20 protein-coding genes, 1 tRNA gene and 1 riboswitch are annotated in these 26,844 nt (G+C 47.7%); of the genes, 4 read left to right on the top strand and 17 right to left on the bottom strand.

What is annotated here, in order from left to right:
• Positions 1-189: 189 nt before the first annotated feature.
• The 4 genes from ACETK5_RS23145 to ACETK5_RS23130 all read right to left on the bottom strand — a co-directional run bounded on the left by ACETK5_RS23145 (position 190) and on the right by ACETK5_RS23130 (position 5,330).
• The gene (locus tag ACETK5_RS23145; RefSeq protein WP_394058107.1) at positions 190-747 is read right to left on the bottom strand and encodes a hypothetical protein; all 558 of its coding nucleotides are present in this window, start codon (positions 745-747) and stop codon (positions 190-192) included.
• Positions 748-889: 142 nt separating this feature from the next.
• A complete protein-coding gene (locus ACETK5_RS23140) occupies positions 890-2,695 on the bottom strand; it encodes an ABC transporter ATP-binding protein (protein WP_394058106.1) in 1,806 nt (601 codons plus the stop codon).
• Positions 2,692-4,437 (bottom strand): ABC transporter ATP-binding protein, encoded by a 1,746-nt coding sequence (locus ACETK5_RS23135; protein WP_100540037.1) that lies wholly within the window; start codon positions 4,435-4,437, stop codon positions 2,692-2,694. Before ACETK5_RS23135 ends, ACETK5_RS23140 begins: the two co-directional genes overlap by 4 nt.
• 230 nt (positions 4,438-4,667) lie before the next feature.
• Positions 4,668-5,330: a DUF4352 domain-containing protein gene (locus ACETK5_RS23130; protein WP_394058103.1), complete on the bottom strand. Its 663-nt coding sequence runs from the start codon at positions 5,328-5,330 to the stop codon at positions 4,668-4,670.
• A gap of 246 nt (positions 5,331-5,576) precedes the next feature.
• On the opposite strand from ACETK5_RS23130, the gene ACETK5_RS23125 reads away from it, so the two are divergent.
• Positions 5,577-5,909, top strand: coding sequence for a hypothetical protein (locus ACETK5_RS23125; protein ID WP_071222114.1), 333 nt, complete (start codon positions 5,577-5,579; stop codon positions 5,907-5,909).
• Positions 5,910-6,173: 264 nt separating this feature from the next.
• Here ACETK5_RS23125 and ACETK5_RS23120 read toward each other — a convergent pair whose 3' ends face one another.
• The gene (locus tag ACETK5_RS23120) at positions 6,174-6,902 is read right to left on the bottom strand and encodes an N-acetylmuramoyl-L-alanine amidase (RefSeq protein ID WP_394058102.1); all 729 of its coding nucleotides are present in this window, start codon (positions 6,900-6,902) and stop codon (positions 6,174-6,176) included.
• 901 nt (positions 6,903-7,803) lie between these two features.
• Here ACETK5_RS23120 and ACETK5_RS23115 point away from each other — a divergent pair.
• On the top strand, positions 7,804-9,612 hold the full coding sequence (locus tag ACETK5_RS23115; RefSeq protein ID WP_394058100.1) for a laminin G domain-containing metallophosphoesterase family protein: 1,809 nt from the start codon (positions 7,804-7,806) through the stop codon (positions 9,610-9,612).
• A 1,759-nt stretch (positions 9,613-11,371) separates the two neighbouring features.
• On the opposite strand, the gene ACETK5_RS23110 is transcribed toward ACETK5_RS23115, so the two are convergent.
• From ACETK5_RS23110 to ACETK5_RS23095, 4 genes are all read right to left on the bottom strand, one after another.
• Positions 11,372-11,533 (bottom strand): hypothetical protein, encoded by a 162-nt coding sequence (locus ACETK5_RS23110; protein ID WP_394058098.1) that lies wholly within the window; start codon positions 11,531-11,533, stop codon positions 11,372-11,374.
• A 138-nt stretch (positions 11,534-11,671) separates the two neighbouring features.
• Positions 11,672-13,456 (bottom strand): GmrSD restriction endonuclease domain-containing protein, encoded by a 1,785-nt coding sequence (locus ACETK5_RS23105; RefSeq protein ID WP_394058096.1) that lies wholly within the window; start codon positions 13,454-13,456, stop codon positions 11,672-11,674.
• A 297-nt stretch (positions 13,457-13,753) separates the two neighbouring features.
• Positions 13,754-13,825 (bottom strand) — tRNA-Thr (locus ACETK5_RS23100).
• Between the two features lie 108 nt (positions 13,826-13,933).
• A complete protein-coding gene (locus tag ACETK5_RS23095; RefSeq protein ID WP_100540034.1) occupies positions 13,934-14,239 on the bottom strand; it encodes an MTH1187 family thiamine-binding protein in 306 nt (101 codons plus the stop codon).
• Positions 14,240-14,599: 360 nt separating this feature from the next.
• Positions 14,600-14,833: riboswitch (cobalamin riboswitch) on the top strand.
• A 195-nt stretch (positions 14,834-15,028) separates the two neighbouring features.
• On the opposite strand from ACETK5_RS23095, the gene ACETK5_RS23090 reads away from it, so the two are divergent.
• Together ACETK5_RS23090 and ACETK5_RS23085 are read left to right on the top strand one after the other, a co-directional pair.
• Entirely contained in the window at positions 15,029-17,362 is a 2,334-nt protein-coding gene (locus tag ACETK5_RS23090; protein ID WP_394058094.1) for a ribonucleoside-diphosphate reductase subunit alpha, read from the top strand.
• 872 nt (positions 17,363-18,234) lie between these two features.
• A complete protein-coding gene (locus ACETK5_RS23085; protein ID WP_100540032.1) occupies positions 18,235-19,266 on the top strand; it encodes a ribonucleotide-diphosphate reductase subunit beta in 1,032 nt (343 codons plus the stop codon).
• Between the two features lie 117 nt (positions 19,267-19,383).
• Here ACETK5_RS23085 and ACETK5_RS23080 read toward each other — a convergent pair whose 3' ends face one another.
• The 8 genes from ACETK5_RS23080 to ssuE form a co-directional block, all read right to left on the bottom strand.
• Positions 19,384-20,325 carry a GNAT family N-acetyltransferase gene (locus ACETK5_RS23080; RefSeq protein ID WP_394058093.1) on the bottom strand — a complete coding sequence of 314 codons (942 nt, stop codon included), beginning with the start codon at positions 20,323-20,325 and terminating at the stop codon, positions 19,384-19,386.
• A gap of 133 nt (positions 20,326-20,458) precedes the next feature.
• Entirely contained in the window at positions 20,459-20,593 is a 135-nt protein-coding gene (locus ACETK5_RS23075) for a hypothetical protein (protein WP_326111352.1), read from the bottom strand.
• A 158-nt stretch (positions 20,594-20,751) separates the two neighbouring features.
• On the bottom strand, positions 20,752-21,549 hold the full coding sequence (locus tag ACETK5_RS23070) for a DUF817 domain-containing protein (protein ID WP_394058091.1): 798 nt from the start codon (positions 21,547-21,549) through the stop codon (positions 20,752-20,754).
• 307 nt (positions 21,550-21,856) lie between these two features.
• Positions 21,857-23,275 carry an MDR family MFS transporter gene (locus ACETK5_RS23065; RefSeq protein WP_100540029.1) on the bottom strand — a complete coding sequence of 473 codons (1,419 nt, stop codon included), beginning with the start codon at positions 23,273-23,275 and terminating at the stop codon, positions 21,857-21,859.
• A gap of 82 nt (positions 23,276-23,357) precedes the next feature.
• Positions 23,358-23,783 carry a MarR family winged helix-turn-helix transcriptional regulator gene (locus ACETK5_RS23060; RefSeq protein WP_394058088.1) on the bottom strand — a complete coding sequence of 142 codons (426 nt, stop codon included), beginning with the start codon at positions 23,781-23,783 and terminating at the stop codon, positions 23,358-23,360.
• A 313-nt stretch (positions 23,784-24,096) separates the two neighbouring features.
• Complete coding sequence (locus ACETK5_RS23055; RefSeq protein WP_394058087.1) at positions 24,097-24,840, bottom strand: AAA family ATPase; 744 nt, start codon at positions 24,838-24,840, stop codon at positions 24,097-24,099.
• Positions 24,841-25,124: 284 nt separating this feature from the next.
• Complete coding sequence (locus tag ACETK5_RS23050; RefSeq protein ID WP_071222319.1) at positions 25,125-25,715, bottom strand: P-loop nucleotide/nucleoside kinase family protein; 591 nt, start codon at positions 25,713-25,715, stop codon at positions 25,125-25,127.
• 61 nt (positions 25,716-25,776) lie between these two features.
• On the bottom strand, positions 25,777-26,322 hold the full coding sequence (gene ssuE, locus ACETK5_RS23045; RefSeq protein ID WP_100540023.1) for an NADPH-dependent FMN reductase: 546 nt from the start codon (positions 26,320-26,322) through the stop codon (positions 25,777-25,779).
• Positions 26,323-26,844 lie beyond the last annotated feature (522 nt).

Genomic DNA, 26,844 nt, shown 5'->3' with positions numbered 1-26,844 from the left:
TCTTCTACATCCTATTCCTCGAGCCTATCGATCGGCTTGTATTTATATCCTTATTCTCGCAAGCAAAATAATAGAATCTGCGAAATGGAATTTGCGATAGGTTTGACGATGAGCAGACGCAGCACAAATCTGCGTATTCCCGGGTGGAGGAAATACGCAGTGAGTATCCAATATGAATGGCGGTGGCTCTTAAGGCTGCTGCCTCCCCGCTTCTATTGTCCCTTTGAACCAATCGGTCAACCGCCGATCCTTCTCTTCTTGACTGCAGTCTGAGGGAAAGGTTAGGTAACGCTGATGCTCGGGAATCCGGGGTATCCCCTTCTTCATGTTGGCATCCGCCCTGGTATCGTTATTGTATTCTATAAAACGGAGATCCCTTCCATCCAATGTCTGATAGGCATAACAACTGTACTCGATTTCGTCGATCACGGTCCAGTGATGTCCCTGCTTCGTGGGATTGCACAACACATGCGTGCCCTTCAGCTTGTTTAGCGAGTAAAGAAAGCCTTGCAGTTGGGCTTCCGTGACGTGGAAATCATCCAAGTAATACCGCTGCGAGACTCTGGCAACATTCGTGTCGATGATCTGGTAGTTTAGAATAAACGCAGCCCCTTGGTGCAGCACCGGATCGAAGTAATCCTTCTGAATCCAGCCCTTATGGCGGGACAGGCGATCTGACACCAGGTGATCGATATTGCTATGGTCCAGGTTATAACCGTAGGTTACCAAGAACTTGCGATTCTTCACATAGAACTCCCCCCAGTACATCAGAATGATTGACCCATTATTTTCCATGTATATTATACAAAAAAAGACAGCCTCCACACCAACGGAAGCTGCCTTGCTCGAAACCTGTTCTAACATCCCCAATTCCAAACCAAACTTGATGTTATACCTTGCTAACCTCAGCTCCGTCCTCTACGACGGCCTGAGCCTCGACAGCGGACTGCTCGCCCTGCCATAACAGCTGCATCTCTTCGCTCGTGGCGAGCAGCTCAGACAAGCTGCCCTCCGCTTCGATCCGGCCATCCTTCATGACGATGATATGATCGGCCTTCGAAAGGGCTGCCCTGCGATGCGATACCGCGATGCAAGTGACGTCCCGCTCCTTGAACAACCCATCCCATACCAGCTGCTCCGTCTCCACGTCCAGCGCGCTGGACAGATCATCAAAAATGAATAAATCCGCACCCGTGATCAGCATGCGTGCCGTAGCCGCCCGCTGGATTTGTCCGCCCGACAGCATGACGCCCCTCGGACCGACAAACGTCTCCAGTCCCTGATCCAGATGCTCGATATCCTTCTCCATGACGGCCAGACGAACAGCCCGGTCCAGTGCTTCCTCGGTCCGCTCTTTCTTCCCTTGCACGATGTTCTCTCGCAATGGATCGCTAAACAGTCGCGGAACCTGCGGGGTATATGCCGCCCTTGGAGGCATAAGGAAGGTTGCCGGATCCACCTCTTCCCCGTTCCAGCGGATCGTCCCTCCCTGTTTCGGCAGCAGTCCCAGCAACGTCCGGACAAGCGTTGATTTCCCCGCCCCGATTCGTCCGGTCACCACCAGAAACTTGCCGCGTTCCAAGCGGAAGTTAATATCCGATATACCATTATCCGAATTCGGATAATGGTACGATAAATGCTTGACCTCCAGCTCCTTCAGCTTCTCCCCCGGTTCTCTGTGCATGACGGGCAGTTCCGGCGGCTCTTCGTTCAGATACGTTTCCCGTGCCTCAATAATCCGGTCTTCCTCGCCAGGGCGAAACAGCGAGCGCATCCGGTCAAAGGAAACCTTCAGCCGCTTGTGCTGGAATACCATATAACCGAATAAGGAAATGCTGAAGCCGATATTGGCCAGATAAGACGTAAACAAAGCGAAATCGCCGACGGTAAAATGCCCGGCCTGCATTTCAGCAGCGCACATCAACAGAATCAGTCCCGTACAGATGCTGAGCACATGCTGATTCAAGGATCGCATCCATTGTTTGAACAGATTATCCTTCAGCGCCGCCTGCCGACGGTCTTCGTTCAGCTTCATGAAGCGCTCATGAACATGATCCTCGGCCTGCCCGAGCTTCAAGGCTTGAACCGCACCGAAGGTTTCCGCGATAAAGCTGGTAATGCGCCCCGTAGCTTCCCGGTTCTTTAGCCCGTAACGACGCGCGCGGTTGCCGGACAAATTGTTCAGGAGCGTGACCACCACGAGCGGCAGCACAGCCACCAGCATGATCTTCCAGTTAATGCTCGCCATAATGGCAACGGACACAAGCGCAAAGACGAGGCGTCCCCAGAAATCCACCCAGGATTCCACGTATTCCACAACTTCATCCACGTCATCGCGGAAGCGGCTCATCGCCTCCCCTGGAGAAGCCGGCAAATTCCGCCCCGGCCAGCGCATGATCCCGGCCAGCATGTTCGTGCGCAGAATGGCCTGAATGTGGTAAATATACGTTACCCATTGATAGAAGGCCGCAAAGAATGTCCCTACCCGCGCAACCCTTACAACGGCAATAAAAATCAAGGGTACGGCCAGCCACACATAATCCGTGGAGCTTGCTGTGGCCCGGTCAAAAAACCACTGCATTCCAAGCCCGATCAATAGCGGCAAGGAATGAAATACGCACCACAACAGACCGTTGATTAAAAATAATGAAGGCCTGAATCGAAAGAGGCGCCCTATAAAACCCGTGATGGTCATGCCAGTTCCTCCTCTCTGCCCGTGCTCAGCAGCCTGGCATAATGAGATGCCGGATCTTGTGCAAGTGCTTCCCGTGCGCCGAATTCCAACATTCGCCCGTCACCCAGCACCATAATTTTATCCACCTGCTCCAGCGTAGCCAGCCGGTGCGCGATGATGATGCCTGTACAGCGGCTCATCAGCTGATCCACGGCTAACTGCAGCATCGCTTCCGTTGCGGCGTCTAGGCGTGAAGACGGTTCATCCAGAATCACCAGGCTCGGCTGCGTCAAAAATACCCGGGTTAAAGCGAATAGCTGCGCTTCCCCCGCGGATAGCGATGCTCCGCCTGTGGTCAAATGCGTATCCAGACCTTCCGGCTGCGCATCGATCCATTGCCGAAGCCCCAAGCGCTCCGTCGTTTCCAGAATGAACGCATCCGACACGCCATGATCGAACAGCGTCAGGTTGTCACGCAGCGAGCCATCAAACAGCTGCACATCCTGCGTGACCATTCCCACCCGGCGGTAAAGCGCAGGCAGCTTCAGCTTCGTAATATCCGTCCCCCCAACGCGAATCACACCGCTGTCGATGTTATACAATCGAAGCAGAATACGGCTGAGACTCGACTTTCCGCTGCCGGTACGTCCGATAATGCCCAGGCGTTCGCCTGGTTTGACTTCAAAGTTGATGTCTTTTAACACCGGTTTATCTTCGTTATAACTGAAGTTGACGCCCTCAAATTCCAAACCGAGCGCTCCTTCCGGGAGCTCTTCTTGTTCTCCGTCCACAATCTCGCTCTTATTGGACAGCAGCTCTCTGGAGCGCAGCATGCCGGATTTTGCTTTTTGGAACTCCTGCACCTGGTCACCCAGCATCTCGATCGGGTCATTCAGCATCTGCGTATATTGATAGATTAAGAACAGGGTCCCCAGCGTAATTTCACCGATCAAATAATAGCGAACTCCTAGTAACAGGACAGCCGTAACCGCAAGAGCAAACAGAATCACCGTGGTGTTCCAAGGGACGACGCGGAGCATCCAGGCTTTTCTGCCTTTCAGGAAAACGCTGCGCATCATGCGGTGAAACCGATTCATCACATACGGCACATTGCCGTTCGCCTGTACATCCTCAATGCCGGCGATGCGTTCCTCAATTAAGCCAAACAGCGAAGCGCTGGCTTCCCGTTCATTCTTCGAAGAATTGACACCCATATTCCGGATGAACACCATGAACAAAATGGACAGCAGTGTAAACACCGTCATGACGATCGCAATCGGCAGATTCACCGTGAACATAAATCCTAGTATGCCGGCAAGCAGCACAAAACTTCCGATGACCTGCACGATGAACATCGCGAAAAAATTCGAAATATTCGTCACGTCGCCGTCAACCCGTTCAATCATCTCGCCTGGCGTTTTCACATTATGAAATCGCATATCCAGCCGCAAGCAATGCTTCAAGAGATCGCCGCGAAGCCGGTTGGTCGCGCGCCATGAAATATCGTTCCCCATATAGCTGACAGCTACGGTAATCAGCTGGTTAAAGACAGCCACGACCAGAAACAAACCCGCCAGCTGAATCAGCGTGGCTATAACGCCGCCTTCGGCTGCCGTGTCAATAAACCGTTTGACAATCTGCGGATTCAGAAGCTGCAAGCCTGTCGACGTCAGCAGCATCACGAGTAGCAGTATCAGCCGCCCTTTAACCGGTTTCAAATACCGCAGCAGCCATGACATTGAAACCTTTTCTTGTTTGGGCACAGTGCCCACCCCCATATGCAAGCAAGTATATACGGACCTCCATTCCCCATTTAGCAAGGCGTGGCGGCAGTAAATCATTACCAGTCTACATGAAATCCACAGTCATTCCTAGGTAAAGAATAATTATAATATGCAAGTAAAAAAAGCAAACGAACGCCTAACTTCTGCATCTATGCAGAGCTGGCGTTCGTTTATTGTGCTAGAATATAGCGTTGGTCATTCTCTCGTTGTTATCGTAATGTGATTTGTGCCTTGTCCTGATCTTCAAGCTTGATTACCAAGCTTTCTTTAGAATCAGCTACGCTATCGGGTACTTCTATGACAACAAATCCGGATTTCTTAGCCAAAGGCTTGATGCTGCCTGTTCCCAGATCCCCATCGATCATGGTTACCGTATAGTTATACTCATATTCCTCTTTGAATATGGCTTTCATACTTACGCCACCAATTATGGATGTGAAATCCTTTGCCTCTTTACCATTATTGGTGACCGTGTAATTTAGAATAAGGAACTTGTTGCCTTCATCAGCACTTGACGAAAACATATCTGCGCTTACTTTTTGATCAAACTCAAACGAATCTAGCACAACTTCCCAATCACCTAAGGTGAATTTTTCTCCAGGTTTGTTAGAAACCTCTTTTGGTTCCTCTTTTGGTTCCTCTTTTGGTTCCTCTTTTGGTTCCTCTTTTGGTTCCTCTTTTGGTTCCTCTTTTGGCTCCTCTTTGGCTGGCTCTGTTGTTGCTTCTTTGCTCGGCTCATCCTTAACAGTCTCCCCAGCTGCATTTGCACTTTCGTTCTGCTTGGCCGAGTCGCTGCTACTAGGATTATTTCCGCATGCCGAAATAACTAAAAATGCACAAATCATCAAAATAAAACCAAACTTTGTTCTCATTTACTGACCTCCGTGTAGGTAATATATACCACATTACCATACCATATATGATTTTTCTATTATTTTCTTAACATTTCGACATTTTGTCTTATGCAAGATTTAAAGCATTTTTTAGGGAATTTCCATCTTTTCTTCCTATATAAATCTAGCAAGTCAATACCTGCTTCAAAAAAAAGCGAATCCGATAATTCAGCATACTCGTATATGTATAATAGAGTGACGTGCAACTTTTTGGAGGTGGGCATAATGAATACTGGGATCAGTGGATTAGACGGACTGGATGAAGAGAAGCTATCAGAAATTCGCGAAAATGCCGCAAGGCTCTCGGACATGAAACAAGAAGTGCCCGTGGAAGAACTGTTCTCGGAATCATTTATTCAAAGACATACCAAGTTTTCTTCGATCGGTCACTTGCTGAAAGCTGCAGGTTATGAGGGAAGCACAGATGAAGAGTTTGACGAATTCATACAAGGACATACGATTAATCCATTTATCGTTGAACATACCCCATTTCGCAGCTGGCAGGATTTTCAGGAGCTAGCCGTATCCGCTTATATCACGAAATGGCTGGGACTCTAAATATTCAAACCAAGATCCGCCTTTTTGCACAGGCGAGGGAAGATAACCAAAGAAGCCCCTCTAACCGAATGTTAGAGGGGCTTCTGATATATTTTTTAAGGGGTGCTTTTATCATAAACTCCGAATATTAATGGGAGCTTAAATTATGATTAAAGGGACATAAATTGTTCGATGGGGCACAAAATATACTCCCCCCACCAAAGGATGGTTTGCATGTACCTGGAGGAGAACTATTCCTTCCTATCTCAAAATAATCGGGTGTGTTTATTCGGTTGTAACTGTTGCCGTCTTGGTCTTGTTATCCCAGACCACCTTGACACCTAATGCCTCACCGATGGCCCGAAGCGGCACATAGGTCACGCCATGCTCAAGCTTGCCATCCGCGATCTGCTTCCCGTTTACGATGACATTTACTTTTTCCTCCACCGTAACAGCCCCCTCTTTCTTCTGAAGCCCCAAATACTTAGCAATGCCATTCACATGTCCGAGCACAATAGAATCCATAACGTCCTGCCGTTTAAGCTTGGCTGCATCAGCCGCCACATCGATAAACAAGCTTTCGGTTAAGACAGCAGGCATCTTAGATTCACGGACCATATGCAAGTTAGCGGCCTTCTCTCCCCGATCGATGACTCCAAAGGGTTTAATGGCACTCATGACCTCCGTATGAATAACATTCTGCAATTTTACCGAACCCGAGTTTGCCGAGGTATATCGATATGACTCAAAGCCCCCGGCACCGCCACCCGCGTTACAATGGATGCTAACTAGGATATCGGCATCAGCGGCGTTTGCCTTACGAGTCCGCTCGGCTAATTCAAGGAACACATCTGAAGACCGGGAGAGTAGTACTTGGACATCGCCATATTCAGCTTCCAATCGTTTCTTCACAGCAAGAGATACGGCTAACACGATTTCCTTCTCCTGTAGGCCGTTTCCGGTTGCTCCGGAATCCTTCCCGCCATGTCCTGCGTCAATCCAAACCTTTTTCACGATCATTCACCGCCTTTGTAGGTTGTTGAATAGCCAGGTGATCCATTACAGCGAAGGCAACTGCAGCAATTCCTTCCACTAATGCTTCCACGCTTATATTAGGCAAGCAACTGTAAGTCCTACTGCAAGGACGAGTATAATATATAAGATACTCCACTCTGGTGCATTCGGTGTTTGCTTGAGCCTATATTGAAGGGCCTAGATACAGTTTCAAGTCACCTTTTGAGCATAGGCACAAGCCTCTTGTTTTACATTTAATAGAACCCCGAAATTGAAATTTGCGTATTGTCGTGTAAGGGATTGATTCTACGGTTTACCATGTTCGTCGGTGCCATTCATACCTGGCTTGGTCTATTCATATTCAGATATTCCGAAGAAATGGCAATCCGAATGAATCGGGATGAATACCACTTTATTTTCATTGAGCCTTTGGTGAGGGGCGGATTATATGTCTGGTTTTGTACTTATCGTGTTTGCTGTCGTGTTTCTTATACGTGGTTTATTGCGAATACGCAAACCCACATGGGGTTCCTTATATAGAATCTGGAGAATAAAGTACGAGTCTGAACCAGGTTCGGACTACATTCAATATATCAAATCCAGCGGACTTCCTCTGCTGATTCTGGGATCCATTTTATTCGTGGCTGGAATTCTAGTTATAGTTCTTTGAGCATCTTTTATATGGCGGTTTGTCCAGATCCTCGCCGTTTCCCGAGATCGATATACTGCCGATGGGTCCGCACCGGAAGCGACAGACAGCTGACTGCCAATGAAAATTCAATCAGCACAGACCATGATTCACACTTTACACAAAGTGGTTTCTCTCCTAACATCCTGGTAACACACATTCCGTACAATGTCCCTATCGCAACCCATTACATCGATGAAGGGATATGACAAAATGAAGAAGAAATTCAAGAAAATACTCGCGCTGCTGTTGCCGGTCACGATGATTGCGGCACTGCTGTCCGGTTTCGAAGCGTCCGCAAGTCCGGCCGCTTCCCCAGATATCGACAATAGCTTCAAGATGGCCATACTGCCGGATACGCAAAAGTATGCGCGCTACAAAAACGAGCTTTGGCTGTCGCAAACGAATTGGATTGCAAAGAACGCGCAAAAACAAAATATTGTTTTCACCGCACATTTAGGAGATTTGGTCGATCGTGCTGATGAAGATTACGAATGGCGCAACGCCGACGAAGCGATGAAAGTACTTGATAAAGCCAAGCTTTCGTACGGTTTTTTGGCAGGAAACCATGACGTGCTCAACTCGCAGCAATACGACAACGAGCGGGATTTGGCCAAGGAACCGTTTTTGAACTATTTTTCGACAGACCGGATGAAGAACATTCCGGGTTTTACCGGCCATTCTGAGAATGGATTTAATTCCTACTATATTTTTGATGGTGCCGGGAAAAAGTACATGGCACTCTTCCTGGATTGGAGAGCGTCCGAAGAGACGTTGAAGTGGGCTCAAAAAGCAATCGACAAACATCCAACGTACCCGGTCACGGTGTTCACTCACCAACTGCTGAACATTTCCAACGACAAAAAATCAGCCGTCATGACAGATCACGGGCAATTTCTATGGGACAAGCTGATCGCGAAGAACGATCAAATCTTCCTCACCGTGAACGGTCATCATCATGGTTATGCTCACACGATCAAGAAAAATAACAAAGGTCACGACGTCGTTATGATGGTCGTTGATTATCAGAGCGCCTTCCATGGCGGCAACGGAATGTTACGAACATTTGAATTCGATATGGAGAAAAACCGCATTCATACATCCTCCTTCTCCCCATGGGTTATGGGAATGCCGGAGAAACAAAGAACCCCGTTCGATGAGGAGAGATTAGTAGACGATTTTAACGATTTTACAGTCGCGATGGATTTTGAAGAACGGTTCTCCGGATTTCAGCCCATCATTTCTGTCAATAAAGAAGTACCGAAAGTAGAAGGTACAGTCGCTTACTGGCAAATGGACAACCGTTCGGCCGCTGAAGGGCAAGCTGTGGCAGGCAAGGGAGCAGCGGTCAAAGATCTTTCCGGAAAAGGCAACGATTTGTACCGTATCGACGAAGGCGACGCCAAGCCAGGCGATTTGGTCTGGTACAAAGGAAATGCGCAAAATCCGCAAAGCAATTCGGGCATTCGCTTCTTCAACAACAAATCGGAAGAGAAAGGCTCGTATTTGCAAACGTCCGATCAAGCACCTATCAATGCATTGACATTCCCGAACGGATATACGATTGAAGCGGTCGTGAAGATCGGGCCTGATTTTGACGCCGACAAGCATTCCTGGATGGGCATTCTGGGCCGGTACGGCACCGGACAGGACGTTGGCAAGAAAGAAGGCGACGCCGAGGCTCCGCTAGCAACGTTGGCTGTCTCAAGCTTACGTGAAATTCAATGGGCGTCCTTCCCGCTCAATTATGGAAGCGAGCAAACGAGTTGGTCCTGGGAAATGGACGACAGCTGGCACCATATCGCGCTGGTCAACGACGGGCAATCAACGAAGATGTATATCGACGGCGTGGAAGTATTGCGCAATCCCGACACGAAGCCGCGGGGCATTGCCACGATCGGCAAACCGTGGATTATCGGCGCGAGCCAGTATGCCAATAAGCTGGACGGCGTATTTAACGGATGGATCAGCGAAATTCGTATCGTCGACCATGCACTGGAGAAAAAAGATTTCTTACCCTAGCTAGACGCATGCGCAAGCGCCGGGATGATTCCCGGCGCTTGCAGTGCTCCTGCTCGCTTTTATTCTGAGTTTTTCTGCCAGAGATTTTTGAGTTGCTACTGCTAAGGTTGATCAATATATAAAAGCTACGGGAAATTCATTCTTGGAGGCGAATTTAAAACTATCTTTAGCAATGATCACAAAAACAGCGCGGCCCCGAAAAAACGGGAAGCCGCGCCGTCGACGTTAGAAAGGAGCCGCTTTAATGCCCTGCTCCCCCTTCATGTATAACCAATTCTTTCACCTCGAATTTTTGTAATGAGTGTAATGATTGTCGTGTGGCTCAACTCTGAAAAATCAGATTGATTTCACCCAAAGGGGACTGCTTCCCCTGAGGGTTTATAACAATAATATAATCAAATGAGCCTCTGCTTGTGTTGAATTGGTTTTGGAATGTAGTCAAAAGACAAATAGAAGCATACGCCAACGCTATGCCCCTTCTCTGCTGTTTTCCTGACCTGTTCCTCCATTCACCCGTAATCGATGTCGGATGCCTTAAATCGGCTCTGATTTTGTCGTTTGAGAGCAAACATTCTCTAAATTCAATTCTACATCGATTGTATAAACCAATTACGATCTATCTATCAAAGATAACACCTATAATAACAATTACAATTATTGTACCAATAATTAAAAAAGGCATACTGTCTACTACTTTATCGCTTTGCTTCTTTGGCAAAAACTTTATTAAAAGACTCAGTATTAAGTTCAACAATGTGAGTGATCCAAATGTAAGACCGAACGCGAAAGGACTTACATCATCAAGATCTATTTTATATGTACAGCGTCTAAAGTGTAAATCGACCCCACCACCTTTCCTATATCTTCAATAAAACAAATTTCGACATTAGGAAGGATTCCCCTTCTTTACGCATGGGCGTCTACTGCAGAACTGCTTTGTACCGGTCCACTCATCCCAAAGACACCTTTACATTTACTCGGCTCTCTCGGCTTATATTGTGGTCGCTTCAGCCTATTACGTTTCCGGCCATGTCGTCGTTCCTCCCGATTTCGTGGTGAGGTACCCGCTGTCACTTCAACCAACCATTCAATCCATTTCATATATCATCACACTCCTTCGAGGAATAAAAAAGCCGTTCCAGAAAGGAACGACTGCTTTCGATTTATGTACGCATTTCTGTGATTTTATTACGATTTTTGACATTCACATTACGCTTTTGAAAGAATGGAGACCGTGCCGGCCGCTGCAAAACGCTGCGCTCTTTGCTTTAAAAGCATTTGTACTTAGTAACTAGAGAGGAAGAACAAGACCATTTTACTGAGACCCGTAATTTAATGTCAAAAGGATCATTTTTGATTTTAGTGGCAATTTGACAGTCTCAGCCAGACAAATCTTGTTTTTGCTCACTTTTTTCGACTTCTTAGTATACTATTCCTAATTCCATTCATTTTTTATTCCAGTTTTGGACATCAGGTAAGCGCAAACTTCCACGTGTAGTCGCTGCCCAAACATAACTTTGATTAATTCAAATGAGTATAAATCATCGTCACCAACTTCATTAACGGTATCCGAAAAAATGATACCTCTTATTGCCCTGCTGACGTCGATAAACTTGATTTCTTCATCCACAAATAAGAATTCGGTGGGGTAATCATTACATTTTTTGAATTTAGGATCAATCTCTTGATTTTTAAATTTCTGAGATAGCAAGGAAAATAGCAGTGAAATTTTTTCAACTGCGGACGAGGAGTTAACCCATTACGATGAAGTCATAATAGGAATATACTGGGTTGGAAATTTTGCTAAAAGCCCCAATTTGTTCACAAGCATCTCAAGTCTTTGAACTCTATCTGCTAGCTTTACAATTTGATCTTTTTGGTCATTTATAAGTCGTAAAATATCATCATTATTGTTAGCCATATAGATCAACACCTTATCTAAATTTGATATAACAAAACGATGGATTTAAAGCAATCCATCGTTTATTAAAATCAAGGAATGTCCAATGATCGGTCACAGTACGGCCAAAAATCGGTCACATATAGGTCATATTCCAAACTAATTAAATCTATTAAAAAATTTAGGATAATCGATAGCTTGAACTTCGGCCACATTGGCCCCATGACGGGAGTAATACTTACCGCCATAAATCATTGCTGTTTGGCCTGAATGCACGGTAAAAATAATGATATCTTTATCAAAATAATTTATCACCCGAACATTACGCATTATAATATCCTTAGCTTCTTCAGTAATGGGCTGTTTTTTTATTTCTTGAGTGATCCATCTAAAAAAAGAGTCAAGATCTTTTCTTAGAAGTTTCGCTTCATGTCCAATACCAGTAATGCTGAAGCCCCTATAATTCATAGGCTCAACACCATAAATTTCCTTTACTCTCTGACCGTCAGAAATTTTATCAGAGACACCTACACAAACATATCCCGTAACACGACGACCGTTATTAGCCATTGCAGTTAGTGTTTTCATTATTTTCGAGAAACTAACTTCATCAAATATATTAGAACCATCTAATATTGTAAAACCCTGTTTAAAATCATAAAGAGTCTGTTCTGTCTTGGATTGCATTAACAAGGACTCAAATTCAGTAATCCACTTATGACTAGTTGGATTAGTTGTGTCACGATCTTTAAAACAACTTTGTAAAATACCAGCAATTGCATTTATATTGTCATTTTTGTTTGAAGCACTCCAGTTTCCACCCTCTGGTATTGATATATGCGATGCAATGCCATCTAGTTTCCGTTCTAATTCAGTATAACTTACTATTTGTTTGTTCTCTTTTATTAATAATTTATGAAAAGCTAAAAAAATCACTTGGAAATATCTTGGTAATCTTTGTGCGGGATCACCAAAAACTAATTCCCTAAATGTAGTAGAACTTATGCGAAGAACGGCTCTTATCTCATCATAAATATTAATAAATTGTTCTTCCAACTTATCAGTTCCAAATTTTCTCAACTGCAATTCCAATTCAAAAGATCTTTCCCCCTCCTTTAACCCGTAGTATTGATCAGAAATTACCGAACTAGACGGTGGAACATCGGGAAAGGCCATTGCAGCTAAAATATCAGAGATCAGTTCCTCATCACGTGCTTCCCTTACCATCTCTTTAGTTAGAACGTTGTTATTTACCCAAAAGATATCCTCTACTGGTATTCCGTAATCCAAGCCAGTGCTAGTGATACTTATTTCTTTCATTTTATTTAAATTAAGTATGTTTCCTGATGAAACATCCGTTCTTATTTCAGCCGCTATCCTGCGTACTAGATCATTGAAAATACCAAGAGTACCTGCTGATCTCAATTCTTGTCTGGACAAATGTTTCCCATAACTATTTATTCGTATAAAGATTTCGTCCACTTTACTCTCATCGTTAAATGAATATACTGATAACGGCAAAACATAACTTGCTAATGCTTCACATACATCTCTTTCAAGTATTGGTTCCTTTTGCTTCAACATGCCTTTATCAAGAAGAGATTTCGATTCAACCATTGTCTCAAGATCAAAGTACTTATTTTCGTAATCGAATTCCCCCTCAATGAAGGACATAATTGCATTTAACCTTTGCATTCCATCAATAATTTCAAAAACTGAAATTTGATCATAAACCGAATCAGCAAGGAGTAACAAAGGAACTGGATACCCTTTTATTATAGAATCAATAAACTTTCTTTTTTCATCAATGGTCCATATTAGTTTTCGTTGATATCTTCTATTAACTATAAATAGCTCATTTTGATAAAAGTTGTAGAGCCGTTGAATAGTCTCACTTCGAATGGATAATTCACGTTGCGTAGAGGGGAGATTCTTTTTTTCCACCAGTCTCATTCCTTTACTTAGGAGTATTATAATGGTAATGATAATATATCAAATCATTATTGTACATGAGTGTGGTTAAAGTTAAGTCTTACGGGAAGCAGTACTGAAAATATCGGCGATTCTATACTCGGCAAGGAATTTGACGCTTTGATCGAGAACAAAAGTGATCCTACCGACGGTGAAAACAACACTTCATCAGACTAAAGGGTAGAAAAATGGTAGAAGAACGGAATAAATAACAAAAATGGCGCGATTCCGAAAACTCGGAAAGCCGCGCCATGATTGACTTTATGAAGATGCTGGTGAAGGGAATTGAACCCCCGACCTACGCATTACGAGTGCGTTGCTCTACCCCTGAGCTACACCAGCAAATGTGGTTCGATGTTATTCCTCACGAAACAACAAAAATTATTATAATACTTCAGCAACAAAATGCAAGCCCTATTCTTACGGAAATATCCTCCGAAAATGGCGGCATTACCCGCCTAACTTCTCCTGCACGGACTGGATCTTCTGTTTGCTCGAGGAAACTTGGTCCCTGCGGTCGTCGATCTTCACGGAAGTCGATACGCGCTGGGCACCGGACAGAAAAGGCGCTTCATGCAAAGCCTCAATTGCCCGCCAGATCATGCTGAGCTCTCCCTCGATGATAGTACTCATCGAAGTCAGCTCATAGGATATTCCATCCTGCTGTTTCAATATACGCTGCATCTCGGCAACATAAGAGCTCAAACTCGTTGTTGCGGTTCCGATCGGAATCACCGTTACCTCCGCTATAGCCATCTTTTAAAACCTCCCTCGTTCCCATCTCATCTGTTATGGAATGCTTTAAACTTCCGGATACAGTTATCATATCAATTCTAGCCCTTCATATCAAAGTCCGTCAGTCTTAACTTCACACAAGATATGGTGTTCCTTCCTCGTCTCGTCCATACGAATACATCTTATTTTGTCAAAACGATAATATACGTGGTATCAGCGCAGAAAAGGTCGCATTTGGTCACAATTCAGGAAATGTTATGGCCTTTTGGCAGTTTCTTAACTGGCACAATGACCGCTCGTTTGCTATAATTCTTTTTGCGTTCAATTTTAAGAATATGGTTTACAAACACAATATATTGGGTTAAATTAGATTAACAACAACCAAATATAGTGTATGTAGGTGCCGGATCAACCTATAAGGCAGTCCGGCTTAATAGGGAAGCATGGTGTAAATCCATCACGGTCCCGCCACTGTAAGGGCTCTTAGGCTGTTTATGAACCATCAGCCATCCCCATACGACATATGCCACCGAGGAACCGGAGCAAGGTCCCGGGGAAGGGAATGTCGAGGGAAAAAGCCCAAGTCAGGAGACCTGCCTATATACAGATAGACACCAACCTACGGGGTTTTAGGTAAGTGTTCGTTAAACTTGCGTCTGTACATAACATCTTGCCCGTTCACGAGCTTATGGCAAACGTCATTTTCGAATCACAGCGCACGGACATTTTCAAGCCTGCCCGCGGGTTTTAGAAAATGTTTTTTTGATGTCCTTTTTCATATTTCCCCCGAAGAAAGCGAGGAATTTATTCATGCCCCAGCTCGTAGTTAAACCGAACAACCGTCAGCTCGCCTTTGATGAAATTCGTCTCTCCGTCTATGCCGACCGGACTCTAAAAGGATTGGACATGCTCGATAAGGAGCGTCTGCTTCGCGGCGTCAATGCCAAATTGCGCGGTGAGCAAGTTACCGGCGAAGAAATCAGCAGCGCCTTCACGATGTCCGCCCTTGAGCTTGTAACCAAGGAAGAACCGAATTGGAAGTTTGCAGCTGCGCGTTCGTTTCTGACCTCTTTATATAAAAAAGCGGCCACCAACCGCCGATACAAAGCCTATCCGGAGGAACCGTACGGTGCCTTCTACCCGCTCATTACGGAGCTTGTACAGAAAGGCATCTATCGCGAGGATCTTCTGACCAGCTACACCAAAGAACAAATCGAAGAGCTCGGCGAATGCATCGATCCAAGCCGCGATCTGCTGTTTGATTACATCGGTCTGTTGACGCTGGCTGAGCGTTACCTGGCAAACGACTTTGACGGTCGCGTCATGGAACTTCCGCAAGAACGCTATATGGTCATCGCGATGTTCCTCATGCACAACGAGCCTGCCGACAAGCGTCTTGACCTTGTCAAAGAAGCCTACTGGGCCATGAGCAACCTGTACATGACGGCTGCTACGCCGACCATGTCTAATGCAGGCAAAAAAGTAGCCGGCCAGCTTTCCAGCTGCTTCATCGATACCGTGGACGACTCCCTGGAAGGAATCTTCGATTCCAACACGGATATTGCCCGTCTCAGCAAAATGGGCGGCGGCATCGGGGTCTACCTCGGTAAAGTCCGTGCACGCGGCTCTGACATCCGCGGTCACAAGAACACCAGCTCCGGCGTTATCCCTTGGATTCGCCAGTTGAACAACACCGCTGTTAGCGTTGACCAATTGGGAACTCGTAAAGGCGCCATCGCCGTTTACCTGGATGTGTTCCACAAAGACATCCTGTCCTTCCTCGATCTGAAGTTGAACAACGGTGACGAGCGCATGAGAGCACATGACGTGTTCCACGGCGTATGTCTGCCTGACCTGTTCATGGAGGCTGTAGAAGCACGTGAAGAGTGGAGCCTGTTCTGTCCGCATGAAGTGAAGAAAATCATGGGCTGGAAAGACGAGAACGGCCGTCCGCTGGGCTTGGAAGACTTCTATGATCAAGGTCAAGGCGAAGGCGAATTCCGTCAAAAGTATGCTGAAGCCGTGGCGAACCCGCTGCTGCCGCGCATTACGGTACAAGCCATCGACATTATGAAGCGCATCATGAAATCCCAGCTTGAAACGGGTACACCGTACATGTTTTACCGCGACACGGTCAACCGTGCAAACCCGAACTCTGCGCATGGCATGATCTACTCTTCCAACCTGTGCACGGAGATCATGCAGAACCAATCTCCGACAGTCGTTGAACAAGAGGAGCTGGTTACGAAAGACGGCCAAACCCGGATCGTCATTTCCAAAATCCCTGGCGATTTCGTTGTCTGCAACCTGAACTCCATCCACTTGGCTCGTGCTGTACCTGCCGGTGTGCTGGAGCGTCTCGTTCCAATCCAGGTTCGCATGCTGGATAACGTCATCGACATTAACAATATTGAAGTTCTGCAAGCTCAATATACCAACAGTCAATATCGTGCGGTCGGTCTCGGCACCTTCGGTCTGCACCACTTGCTGGCGCTGGAAGGCATCCGCTGGGAATCCGACGAAGCCGTTGCCTATAATGACAACCTGTATGAGCACATCAACTACCTGCTCGTTAAATCCAGCATGGAGCTGGCTAAGGAAAAAGGCTATTATCCGAAATTCAAAGGCTCCGACTGGGAGAGTGGCGAGTACTTCACGTTCCGCGGTTACACCGACGGCGAGCATGAGGGCAAGTTCGTAACCACCGAACAGTGGCGCGAATTGCAGCAAGAAGTACAAGCGAACGGCGTCCGTAACGCATGGCTGTTTGCCATCGCACCGAACGGCTCCACATCGATCATCGCAGGTTCCACGGCGAGCATCGATCCATTGTACGAACTTCTTTCTTATGAAGAAAAAACCACCTATAAAGTGGCTAACCCGGCTCCGGATCTGTCCGAAAAAACGATCTGGTACTATAAAACGGCTTTCTTGATCGACCAGCATTGGTCCATCAAAATGGCTGCCGCCCGTCAGCGTCACGTTGACCAGGCGCAAAGCTTTAACCTGTATGTCCGCCCTGATATCCGGGCTTCGGAATTCCTGGAGCTGCACCTGCATGCCTGGAAAGCCGGCATCAAGTCCACGTACTATGTACGCAGCCGTGCGCTGACGATTGAAGAGTGCGAAAGCTGTGCTAGCTAACTTTCGATAGACCTAATTTCGAACCCACCCAAACCCTCCCTTCCAAGGGAGGGCCCCAAGGGCTCTGCCCTCTGGACACCCGCAAGGTGTGCATGGTGTGAATGAGGCGCTTCTACGTTACTCTGGTGGCTAGGAGCGCTTTCTCCCTTCGGGAACGCTGGAATGTAGTGCGGAGGCTAATGAGTTACTTCGTGCGATTGATTGAGCTGCTGCCTGCTGGGATCGCTCTCCCCTTGGGAGTCGCTCCTCATGCGGTGCAAGGACCACCAGTTACTTCGTGCGTTTAATTGAGCTGCTGTCTGCTGGGATCGCTCTCCCCTTGGGAATCGCTTCTCATGCGGTGCAGGGACCATGTGTTACTTCGTGCGTTTGGTTGAGCTTCTGCCTGCTGGGATCGCTCTCCCCTTGGGAATCGCTTCTCATGCGGTGCAGGGACCATGTGTTACTTCGTGCGTTTAATTGAGCTGCTGCCTGCTGGGATCGCTCTCCCCTTGGGAATCGCTTCTCATGCGGTGCGGGACTACTGAGCTACTTCGTGCGTTTTGTTAAGTTACTGCCTGCGTGGATCGCTCTCCCTTCGGGAATCGCCTCTCATGCGGTGCAAACAAGCATCAAACGGCTGCATCCGGGTGTTCCCCGCATAGCAGGAGTGGATAAGCTTTCTAAATAGAAGACTACAAGGGTAAGGGTATCCAATCGGAAGAGTTTACGTCCGCATTTGGGAGTCCTTTGCAACCTTAAAAATACATTCAGGCAAAGGGCGGACAACAAGCGGCTGGAGATGGATACCCGTCCCGTGAATATGCTGGGAATTGTCCCTCAGCTTTGCCTATTCGCCGCCCTATCATGATATACAAGGAGAGAAAATCGGCATGCAAATGCAAAAGATATTTAACACCGAAGCACCCAACCGTTCCACTCGCGTCATTGAAGGTGAATGCTCCGGGATCTTGAACTGGAACGACATTCGGATGCCTCATATGTATAAGCTGTATAAGGTCCTGCTGTTGAACCACTGGATCGCAGACGAGATTCCGATGTCCAAGGATGCGCAGCAATTCCCCCGCCTGGACCCTGAAGAGCAGCGCACCTTCAAGATCAATATCTCCCTGCTCGCTGTTCTGGATTCCATGCAGACGATGTTTGTAAGTGACGTGAAGCGTTATTTCACCGATTCGTCGCTCGAAGCCATCTCAGCCATCATCGGTCAGCAAGAGGTGGTTCACAACCAATCCTATTCCTATGTGCTTTCCTCCATCGTGTCGGAGCAAGAGCAGAAGGAAATCTTTGAATACTGGAAGCATGATCCGGTACTTCTGGAGCGCAACCAGTTCATCTCGAACATTTACCAGAACTTCCGTGACAATCCGTCGCCGCAATCCTTCTTCGAAGCGATGGTAGCGGACCTGATCCTGGAAGGCATCTTCTTCTACAGCACGTTTGCCTTCTTCTACAACTTGGCTCGTGACCAGAAGATGATGGCAACCAGCCAGATGATCTCCTATATTCAGCGTGATGAGAACCAGCACTGCTACTTCTTCGCCGAAGTGTTCAAGCAGCTGCTCAAGGATTTCCCTGAGCTGAACTCCAAAGAGAACATCGACTACCTGTACCGCACCATCGACCGTGCCGTCGAGCTCGAAACCAACTGGGCCCACTACACGCTCAGCAATGTGCGCGGCATCGATCTGAACGAATTGGGCGATTACATCAAGTACATCGCAAACCGTCGCATCACCATGATGGGTCTGGAAAAAGCCTACGAAGGCGTGGACGTTAACTGCATGCCGTGGATCAAGCCTTTCTCCGATGAAGCCCTCAACGCAACGAAGACCGACTTCTTCGAAGCTAAATCCCGTAACTACGGCAAAGTTGGCGACGACAACGGTTTTGACGATCTATAAGCTCCTCTCCATAAACACACAAACCTCCGTGATCCCTTAACAGGAATCCACGGAGGTTTTTTTATTACTACATATGATCGGCCACAGTCTATTTCTCTTACTTACGGTTTATAAGTGCTACCCCTTGGCTGCCCATACCTCGATCTCTACCTGAATGGACGGCATCGCCAGTGCCGGCACGTAGGCCATCGTCATGGCCGGCGCCTTCCCCCCGTGGAATTTCTCCCATACCTGGTGGAAGTGATCCCAGTCGACCTCCTGAGCTGCCCAAATGTTGATTTTGACGATATGATCCGCCGACATCGCTTCCGCAGCCAATAACCTCTCAATGTTCGCCAAGGTATTCTCCACCTGCTGCTTCATATCTTCCGGCAAGTTCCCCTCCCTATCGGTTCCCACCTGACCGGAGAAGACCACCAGCCCGGCCCCTCTCGGAACCTGGGTTACATGGGTATAAGGCCCGATCGGCGGGGCGATAACAGGCGGATTATACCGCTGAATTGGAGACCGCTGCTCCTCATCGGCTTCATTCAAAATAGCCAGCGTCTGATGGTCCTCCCACTTTCCGTTAATCTTTACGTTTTTCCTGGCAATGCCCTCCTTATGGAATCCGGCTTTCAAAAGCACTTGGATCGAGCCCAGGTTGTGCGGCATCACGCCGGCCTCAATCCGGTGAAACTTCAATTCCTGAAAGGCAAACTTCACTACCAATTGAACCGCCTCGGTCATATAGCCCTTTCCGTTATGGTCTTGGTCCAGAAAATAACCGATCCAGCAGCTCTGCAGATTCCCCCGCACCACTTCGGTCAGCATAATCTCGCCGATCAACACTCCGGTGTCCCGCAGTCCAATCACATAGAGATACCCCTGATCCGCCTTGCTAGATTCCCGGGCCTTTCGAATCCGTTCGAGTTGTCCTTCACTGGTGTAGAATTCGTCTCCTCTTAAGCCCGTGAACCGTTGGAAAAAATCCCGGTTATCCAGCTCAAGCTTCAGCAGTGCCTCTACATCCGATTCCTCTACCGACCTGACATAAATCTGTTTCCCTTGCATGAACATGGTACACCTCTCCTTTGTTCGAATCATTTAGAAACGCAAAAAAACACCACAGCGCACCTGTGGTGTACATGCCGATCTATGCAACCACAAGCAAGCGACCTGTGGTGTTCAATTCCACTGCATCCTCATTCGGTCACCGAATGGAAGGATCCTTGATCGCTAAATATCCGATTTTGGACACACTTCTCCCATAATCGGACGGATCAAAGAAAACAGCGGTGGAGTATCCCATGCCTTTTGCCAAAGACGCCAATGATCTTTTTTTCATGTGAATACCCCCTTCTGCTTCGCGCGGTTCATCTATGCTAAACATCATGTTCATGCAAAAATCGCTCGCTTTACAGCTCGAGTCGCAACGTTAGCTTTACATAATCTAATTAAACATAGGATACATGATTTGGCATGAATGATCAAATCCAACTGGATTCACATGACCGTTCCCTTCGGATTGTTTTTGGCCGGTCCTCTGCCCTGCTTCAGATGCTTCAGTTGGGCAACAATGATGACACTGATCACCACCAGCAGAAACCACGAGCTGATTTTGCCGATATGCACCAGACTCCATGTCCGCTCCTGACCCGGATAAGTCCAGGCTCCGAGAAATGTGGAAATATTCTCAGCAATCCAGATGAAAAAGCCAATCAGCAGAAACGACAGCACCAGCGGCATCCGCAAGGTTTTCCCGTCCACGTCAAAATACACCATGGTTCTGCCGAAAATCACGAATAACAGTGCCGTGAGAAGCCAGCGTGCATCCCACACGTAGTGATGGGTAAAGAAATTGGCATAGATCGCTGCGCTGATCAACACGGTCAGCACAGGCAGCGGCCAGCCGGTAATGCGCAAATTCATTCGACGCCAAGCCTGGCATATATAACTGGCTACACTGGCGTACATGAAGCCGCTGTACAGCGGGACCCCGCCAATTTTGCTCCAGCCCTCCTCCGGGTAAGACCACGAGCCCATATGCACTTTATACAGCTCCAGCATCAAACCGATGACGTGAAAGACGCAGATGACCTTCAGCTCATCCCATGTCTCCAGCTTGCTCACCAGCATCCCGATTTGGGCCAAGACGCATATGAGAAGGATGAGGTCATACCGCGGCAAACCCGGAATCTCAACCACCTTGGTCAGTCCCAGCGCGCCGAAGATCATAACCGGAAATATGCAGGACAAGGCCTGATGATAACCGAAAATCCACAGCTTCCGTATAAATTCCATAAGCTCCTCCTACCACCTGCATTCGTATACTTCACCCTACCACAGACCGCGAATGGAATAAAAGAACAGCGTTGTCATAATTAGTCCCAGCCATTGACGGGCGTAAAGCAAAAAAAGAGAGCAGCCCTTCAGCCGCTCTCTTATCGGTTTACGTCCTTTTTGACCATGCTTGGGGTTTTCGCATAACGCCAATGATGAGTTCAACCAACCCCGTCCAATCGCTTGATCCCTTTCGGGTTACCCTGTCTTGCGCTAGGCTTCAACAGCTCGAAGGATCCTCTTCTCCACATGGCCGACGAACGCCGGGTCAGAGCGCGACAGGGTGAGCCGATTTTTTCTTTTTGACCCGTAACAAAAATGTAAGAGGTATGGCAATAACCGCCACCATCGTTCCGATCATAAACACGTCATCAATGCCCATCGTTGTCGCGGCACGCTGGGTCGAAGCCCCCGCGCCCATGTAATAGGACGTTCTGGATACCACCAGCGCGCTGAATATGCCGATGGATAACGAAGCGAGCCCTTGGCGGGCCCAGTTCGTGATGGACGATGCGTGACCTGAATATTCGCTGGACACCGCGCTCATCGCTGCGTTCGTTAACGGCATATTGCATAATGCTATGCCAAGGCAGCGAACCAGCTGCAGCAAGGAAATGTACATAACCGACGTGTTGGTGCCGATTCCGCTGAAAGCGAGCGTGGCTGCCACAATGATGAGAACTCCCGTGATCACCAGCCGGAACGGACCGATCCGATCATAAAATTTTCCGATAATCGGCGACGCAGCTGCCATGACAATCGCGCCCGGCAGCATGATCAATCCGGTATCCATCGGAGACAGCTTCAGCACGGTCTGCAAATAGAGCGGCACCAGCAAGGTTCCCGTATACAGGGATATCGTCACGATGCAGTTCAGGATTAAGCTGTACCGAAATCGGGGGAATTTAAACACTTTAAGCTGCAATAACGGGGATGAAATCCGCAGTTCCCAATTAATGAAGAACAGCAGCAGTAAGATACCGGAGAGGAGCAGGGACAGCGTCTTCCAGGATCCCCAGCCCCAGTCGTTACCATGGCTGAAGGAGAGCAGCAAAAGAGTACTGCCGGCCACCACCGTCAAGAATCCGAGGAAATCGAATGTCTTCTTCCCGGTCAGTCGGTAAAATGGAATGAATTTGCTAACGATGACCATCGAGATCAGGCCGATCGGAATATTTAGAATGAAAATCGATTTCCATCCAAAATATTGCACCAGCCATCCGCCAAGTGTCGGTCCGATTACCGGTGCCAGCATGGAGGCCAGGCTCCATAGACCCATGGCATAGGCTTGCCGCTCCCGGGGGAATACCTGGTAGATGATGGTCATCGTAATCGGGATAATCATCCCGCCGAACACGCCTTGCGTAATCCGGAACGCAATCAAGGTCTCGATATTCCAAGCAACGACGCATAATAACGACGAGAGCGTAAAACCCATTAATGCGAGGACAAACAGCCTCTTATAACTGAGCTGGTCCCCCATGTAACCTACGATAGGAGCCACAATCCCCGTTGCCAGCAGATACCCGGCCATCAGCCATTGGGTGGTGCTCAGCGTGGCATCGAACTGCTCCATTACCACCGGAAAGGCCACGTTAATGGTAGTGATGCTGAGCACCGCCAGAAAATTACCGAAAAAGATAGCGCTCATAATAAGCCAAAATGAAGATTTATCTTGTGTATTCACATGAAGCCTCCTAAACAAAGTAATCCCGCCCGGATCTGGTTAACAGAGCTGGAGGCGGGATTCGAAAGAGCATGGTCTTAGGTTATGGAAATAATTTTTTGCCAAGCAATCGCAGTAAAATATATAGGTTATCCGCCTCGTCATCATCCAACTGCTTGAAGGATTCCATGACGGCATAATCCCCCTCGCTGCGCGCATCGAGCACAAGCTGCCGGCCTTCTGCCGTAAGATTGACATAGTGGCTGCGTCCATCACTGGGATTTGGCGTTCGAACCACCAATCCCCGCTGTCCCAGAGCGTCCACCAAATACGTGATCGTTGCAGCCTTAAGCTCCATAAGCTCAGCCAACCGGTTGGGAAGCAGCGGACCCTGCTGCTCGATCAAACTTAAGATTTTATACTGATTCATCGTTAAATCGTTCTTTCTCAAGTGACTCAAAAAAGATACGACCCGATGCCTCGTCATTTTATCCGATAACTCACGATACATATCCATGAGTCTCTCCACGCTTGCTTCGCTTCCGTTCTCCAGGGCATTTCACCTCGGCTTCTATTTTAGTTCAATGATTCTAACTTGTAAACACCATTTTCACGTTTTCATTTCCGGATCCCCTGCTTAATTCATGATTTATCGTCGAATTACTTAGATGATTCAAAGTTTATGACAGGGAATCCAGCTGCTTTAATCCATTAAGAAAACACCTTTCAGAAACATCCCCTCAAGGTATGTCCTCTAAAAGGATTCACCTAATCTAAATCCTCCGCTATACAAAAAAGGGCCCCGGTAAGCAGCTTATGCCTTCGGAACCCTTATATTATGGCTAATCCTCATCGTCTGCAAACAATTCATGAAGCATCGCTTCCCGGCGATTCACAAATTCCTTCGTGATCATATAATGATCCGTTTCCTCCAAGCTCGACTCTTCCACCCCTTCGGAAGTCAGCTTGTAGATGACGGAATCCGGATAGGCCATGACAATCGGCGAATGCGTGGAAATAATAAACTGCGAGTCTTCCTGGACCAGGTCATGGATGCGTCTGAGCAGCGCCATTTGGCGAAACGGGGACAACGCCGCTTCCGGCTCGTCCATGATATAAAGCCCCTTGCCGCCGAAGCGGTGCAGAAACGTCGCAAAGAAGGATTCCCCATGGGATTGATGATGCAGCGACTTTCCGCCATAGGACTGCCAAAGCCCCAGCGAATCGACCTCGGAGGCCACATTATAATAGCTTTCCGCCCTGAAAAAGAAGCCGTCCCGCGGCTTCCGGACTCCTCGAACCGTACGGATATATTGATACAGCACAGAATGCGTCTCCGCCGTAGAAAAAGAGAAATTGATGGTGCCTCCTTCCGGATTAAAGCCGAGGGCCGCGGCAATCCCCTCCAGCAGTGTGGATTTGCCCATGCCATTCTCGCCTACAATATAAGTAACTTTCGGGTGAAAATGAAGGCCGTCCATAGCTGCTACGGCCGGCAAATTAAAGGGGTATTCCTGAAATGAAGGGATACGATCCCTCATTAACACAACGCTTCGTAGATAGGCAAGCATAGCAGCGTTATCCAAGCGCTTTCCCTCCTTGATTGTGAAGCCTATAATTACTACTCTACTATATATCATTCAAGCAATGGTTCCAATTCAAGACCATCGCTCGATTTTTCTGAGCATAAGCATGGACATTTCCCTGAAGGGTGAATACGAACATCCTTTTTTACGCCATAACAGGAGGGCATTGCCTTGAGCTGTTGATGCCTCGTCGATACTCAATAAAAATGCGCCATCCCAGGGCTCGCCGGCACCTGGTATGACGCACTTTTTTATACGATATCGAATGCTGTTATTCTGATATGCTATTCGCTTACGATAAACTGATAGAGCTCCTCAACCTTCTCTTCCGTCAAATCGCCGCTGTTATCGAATACCTTAATGGACGTCTGCGGAATGTCCCAGTTCACTTCCGGCACGAAATCGACGCGCTTCTTAAAGTCGTCCCAATGATCCAGCTTCCACTGATCCCGCTCGGTCTGTCTGTCAATGATGCGCTCCTTCTGCAAATCCATGTCTTTGAGCGCAACCACGATGACCTTCACGTCAACGTCGCTCTTCGTTAGCCCTGCAGATGCAATGACTTCTTCAATCCATTCGCGATTCTTGAGCTCTGCGGTAAACGGAGAAATCATAAAAACATTTTGTCCCGCACCCAGGTTCTCGATGCAAATATCCTTGGTCGTATCATATTCCAGATCGCGCAGGTTCTCTTTATAGAAGGAAGAGTCGCGATCGTTCGGATCCAGTCCGTTACTTTCCAGGAACTTCTCAACAAAGCGTCCCCCCACCGTATCACGGTCGAGAAATGCAGCCGGTATGCGGACTGCAAGCTTCTTGGCTACGGTAGTCTTGCCTGTACCGGCCACGCCGACAAAAAACACTAGCTTTTGCAAATGGTATCCCTCCATATGATCTCTATCGCTTCCATATCCCTGCCGTTCACTCTTGCCATCCTTAAACACGTTCTGTTCGGTAACGGGTTTCTTCAATTAATTCCTCCATCGCGGAGGTCAAGCGTTCCTGAAGCACTTCCGCTACATCAAATCCGCCATCCTCGGTACGGGCCACTTGCGCATCCACCGCGTACACACCGCCCAGAATATGACGGGCCCCAATCGAAGAAAGCACGGGCTTGAGCGAATAATCAATCGCCAGCAGATGTGCGAGACTGCCGCCGATGAACATCGGAAGCACGATTTTGCCGGCCAATCCTTTTTGCGGAATCAAGTCTAAAAATGTTTTCAGAACACCGGTAAACGAAGCTTTATAAACCGGACTTGCCACAATCACGGCATCGGCCTCGGCCACAAGCCCGTTCGCTTTGACAATATGCTCACTCTCAAACTTGGTATGAATCAAATCCTCAGGCGGGAGTCCGGCCACATCGATCCGGCTAACCTCGAAATTCGCAGCCGTCAATGCTTGCTCCGCAAAATCCATAACCGCATTCAATCGGGATCCGGCTGTGGGACTCCCGTTAATAATAACAGCTTTCGCCATAATCATTCACCTCGGCTTATCTTATAGTGTTGCCATCTCATCCATTCCATAAGATCGCTATGTAAGGTCCTCTCGAACGTCAACCAATATAAATCAGAGCAAACTTGTCAGAATTAGTATCATCGTATCAATGTGTCCGCGCTTTTGTCAATGCAGCAACTCCGGCAATTGAACCTTGGCGATTCGCGAACCATTACACTTAGCGCCTCAACCGGGTTGAGTGTCCGAATACTGGATTTCGCAGCGGCTCAGGGCTTCGCGTACTGGCGCTATTACCGCCCCTCTTCCTCATCCATTCCCAATAACCCCTAATACGGCCTGCCCACAGGCGGAATTCGAACGTTTGACGGGTTTTGTCCGGTGACCGTCATCCCTTGGTCATGCGCTGCAATTGGAAGTATTTTACCACATTCACTCAAAAAGAGCGTGGAAAATCTGTAACCCGCGCGTTTACGCACGACCTTTCTCCTATTCTGATCATAAACGGCACCCCCGACTGGGCGAATGCATAGAGATAAAGCA

The organism is Paenibacillus ilasis (genome assembly GCF_043195395.1).
Classification (GTDB): Bacteria; Bacillota; Bacilli; order Paenibacillales; family Paenibacillaceae; genus Paenibacillus_AQ; species Paenibacillus_AQ lautus.
The sequence above is the reverse complement of the archived record's forward strand: the minus strand, read 5'-3'. Positions and strand labels throughout refer to the sequence as shown.

Coding starts and splice junctions, on each gene's coding strand:
- ACETK5_RS23140 (WP_394058106.1), bottom strand. CDS start 2,695: ATGACCATCACGGGTTTTATAGGGCGCCTCTTTCGATTCAGGCCTTCA.
- ACETK5_RS23130 (WP_394058103.1), bottom strand. CDS start 5,330: ATGAGAACAAAGTTTGGTTTTATTTTGATGATTTGTGCATTTTTAGTT.
- ACETK5_RS23125 (WP_071222114.1), top strand. CDS start 5,577: ATGAATACTGGGATCAGTGGATTAGACGGACTGGATGAAGAGAAGCTA.
- ACETK5_RS23115 (WP_394058100.1), top strand. CDS start 7,804: ATGAAGAAGAAATTCAAGAAAATACTCGCGCTGCTGTTGCCGGTCACG.
- ACETK5_RS23110 (WP_394058098.1), bottom strand. CDS start 11,533: ATGGCTAACAATAATGATGATATTTTACGACTTATAAATGACCAAAAA.
- ACETK5_RS23095 (WP_100540034.1), bottom strand. CDS start 14,239: ATGGCTATAGCGGAGGTAACGGTGATTCCGATCGGAACCGCAACAACG.
- ACETK5_RS23090 (WP_394058094.1), top strand. CDS start 15,029: ATGCCCCAGCTCGTAGTTAAACCGAACAACCGTCAGCTCGCCTTTGAT.
- ACETK5_RS23085 (WP_100540032.1), top strand. CDS start 18,235: ATGCAAATGCAAAAGATATTTAACACCGAAGCACCCAACCGTTCCACT.
- ACETK5_RS23080 (WP_394058093.1), bottom strand. CDS start 20,325: ATGTTCATGCAAGGGAAACAGATTTATGTCAGGTCGGTAGAGGAATCG.
- ACETK5_RS23075 (WP_326111352.1), bottom strand. CDS start 20,593: ATGAAAAAAAGATCATTGGCGTCTTTGGCAAAAGGCATGGGATACTCC.
- ACETK5_RS23070 (WP_394058091.1), bottom strand. CDS start 21,549: ATGGAATTTATACGGAAGCTGTGGATTTTCGGTTATCATCAGGCCTTG.
- ssuE (WP_100540023.1), bottom strand. CDS start 26,322: ATGGCGAAAGCTGTTATTATTAACGGGAGTCCCACAGCCGGATCCCGA.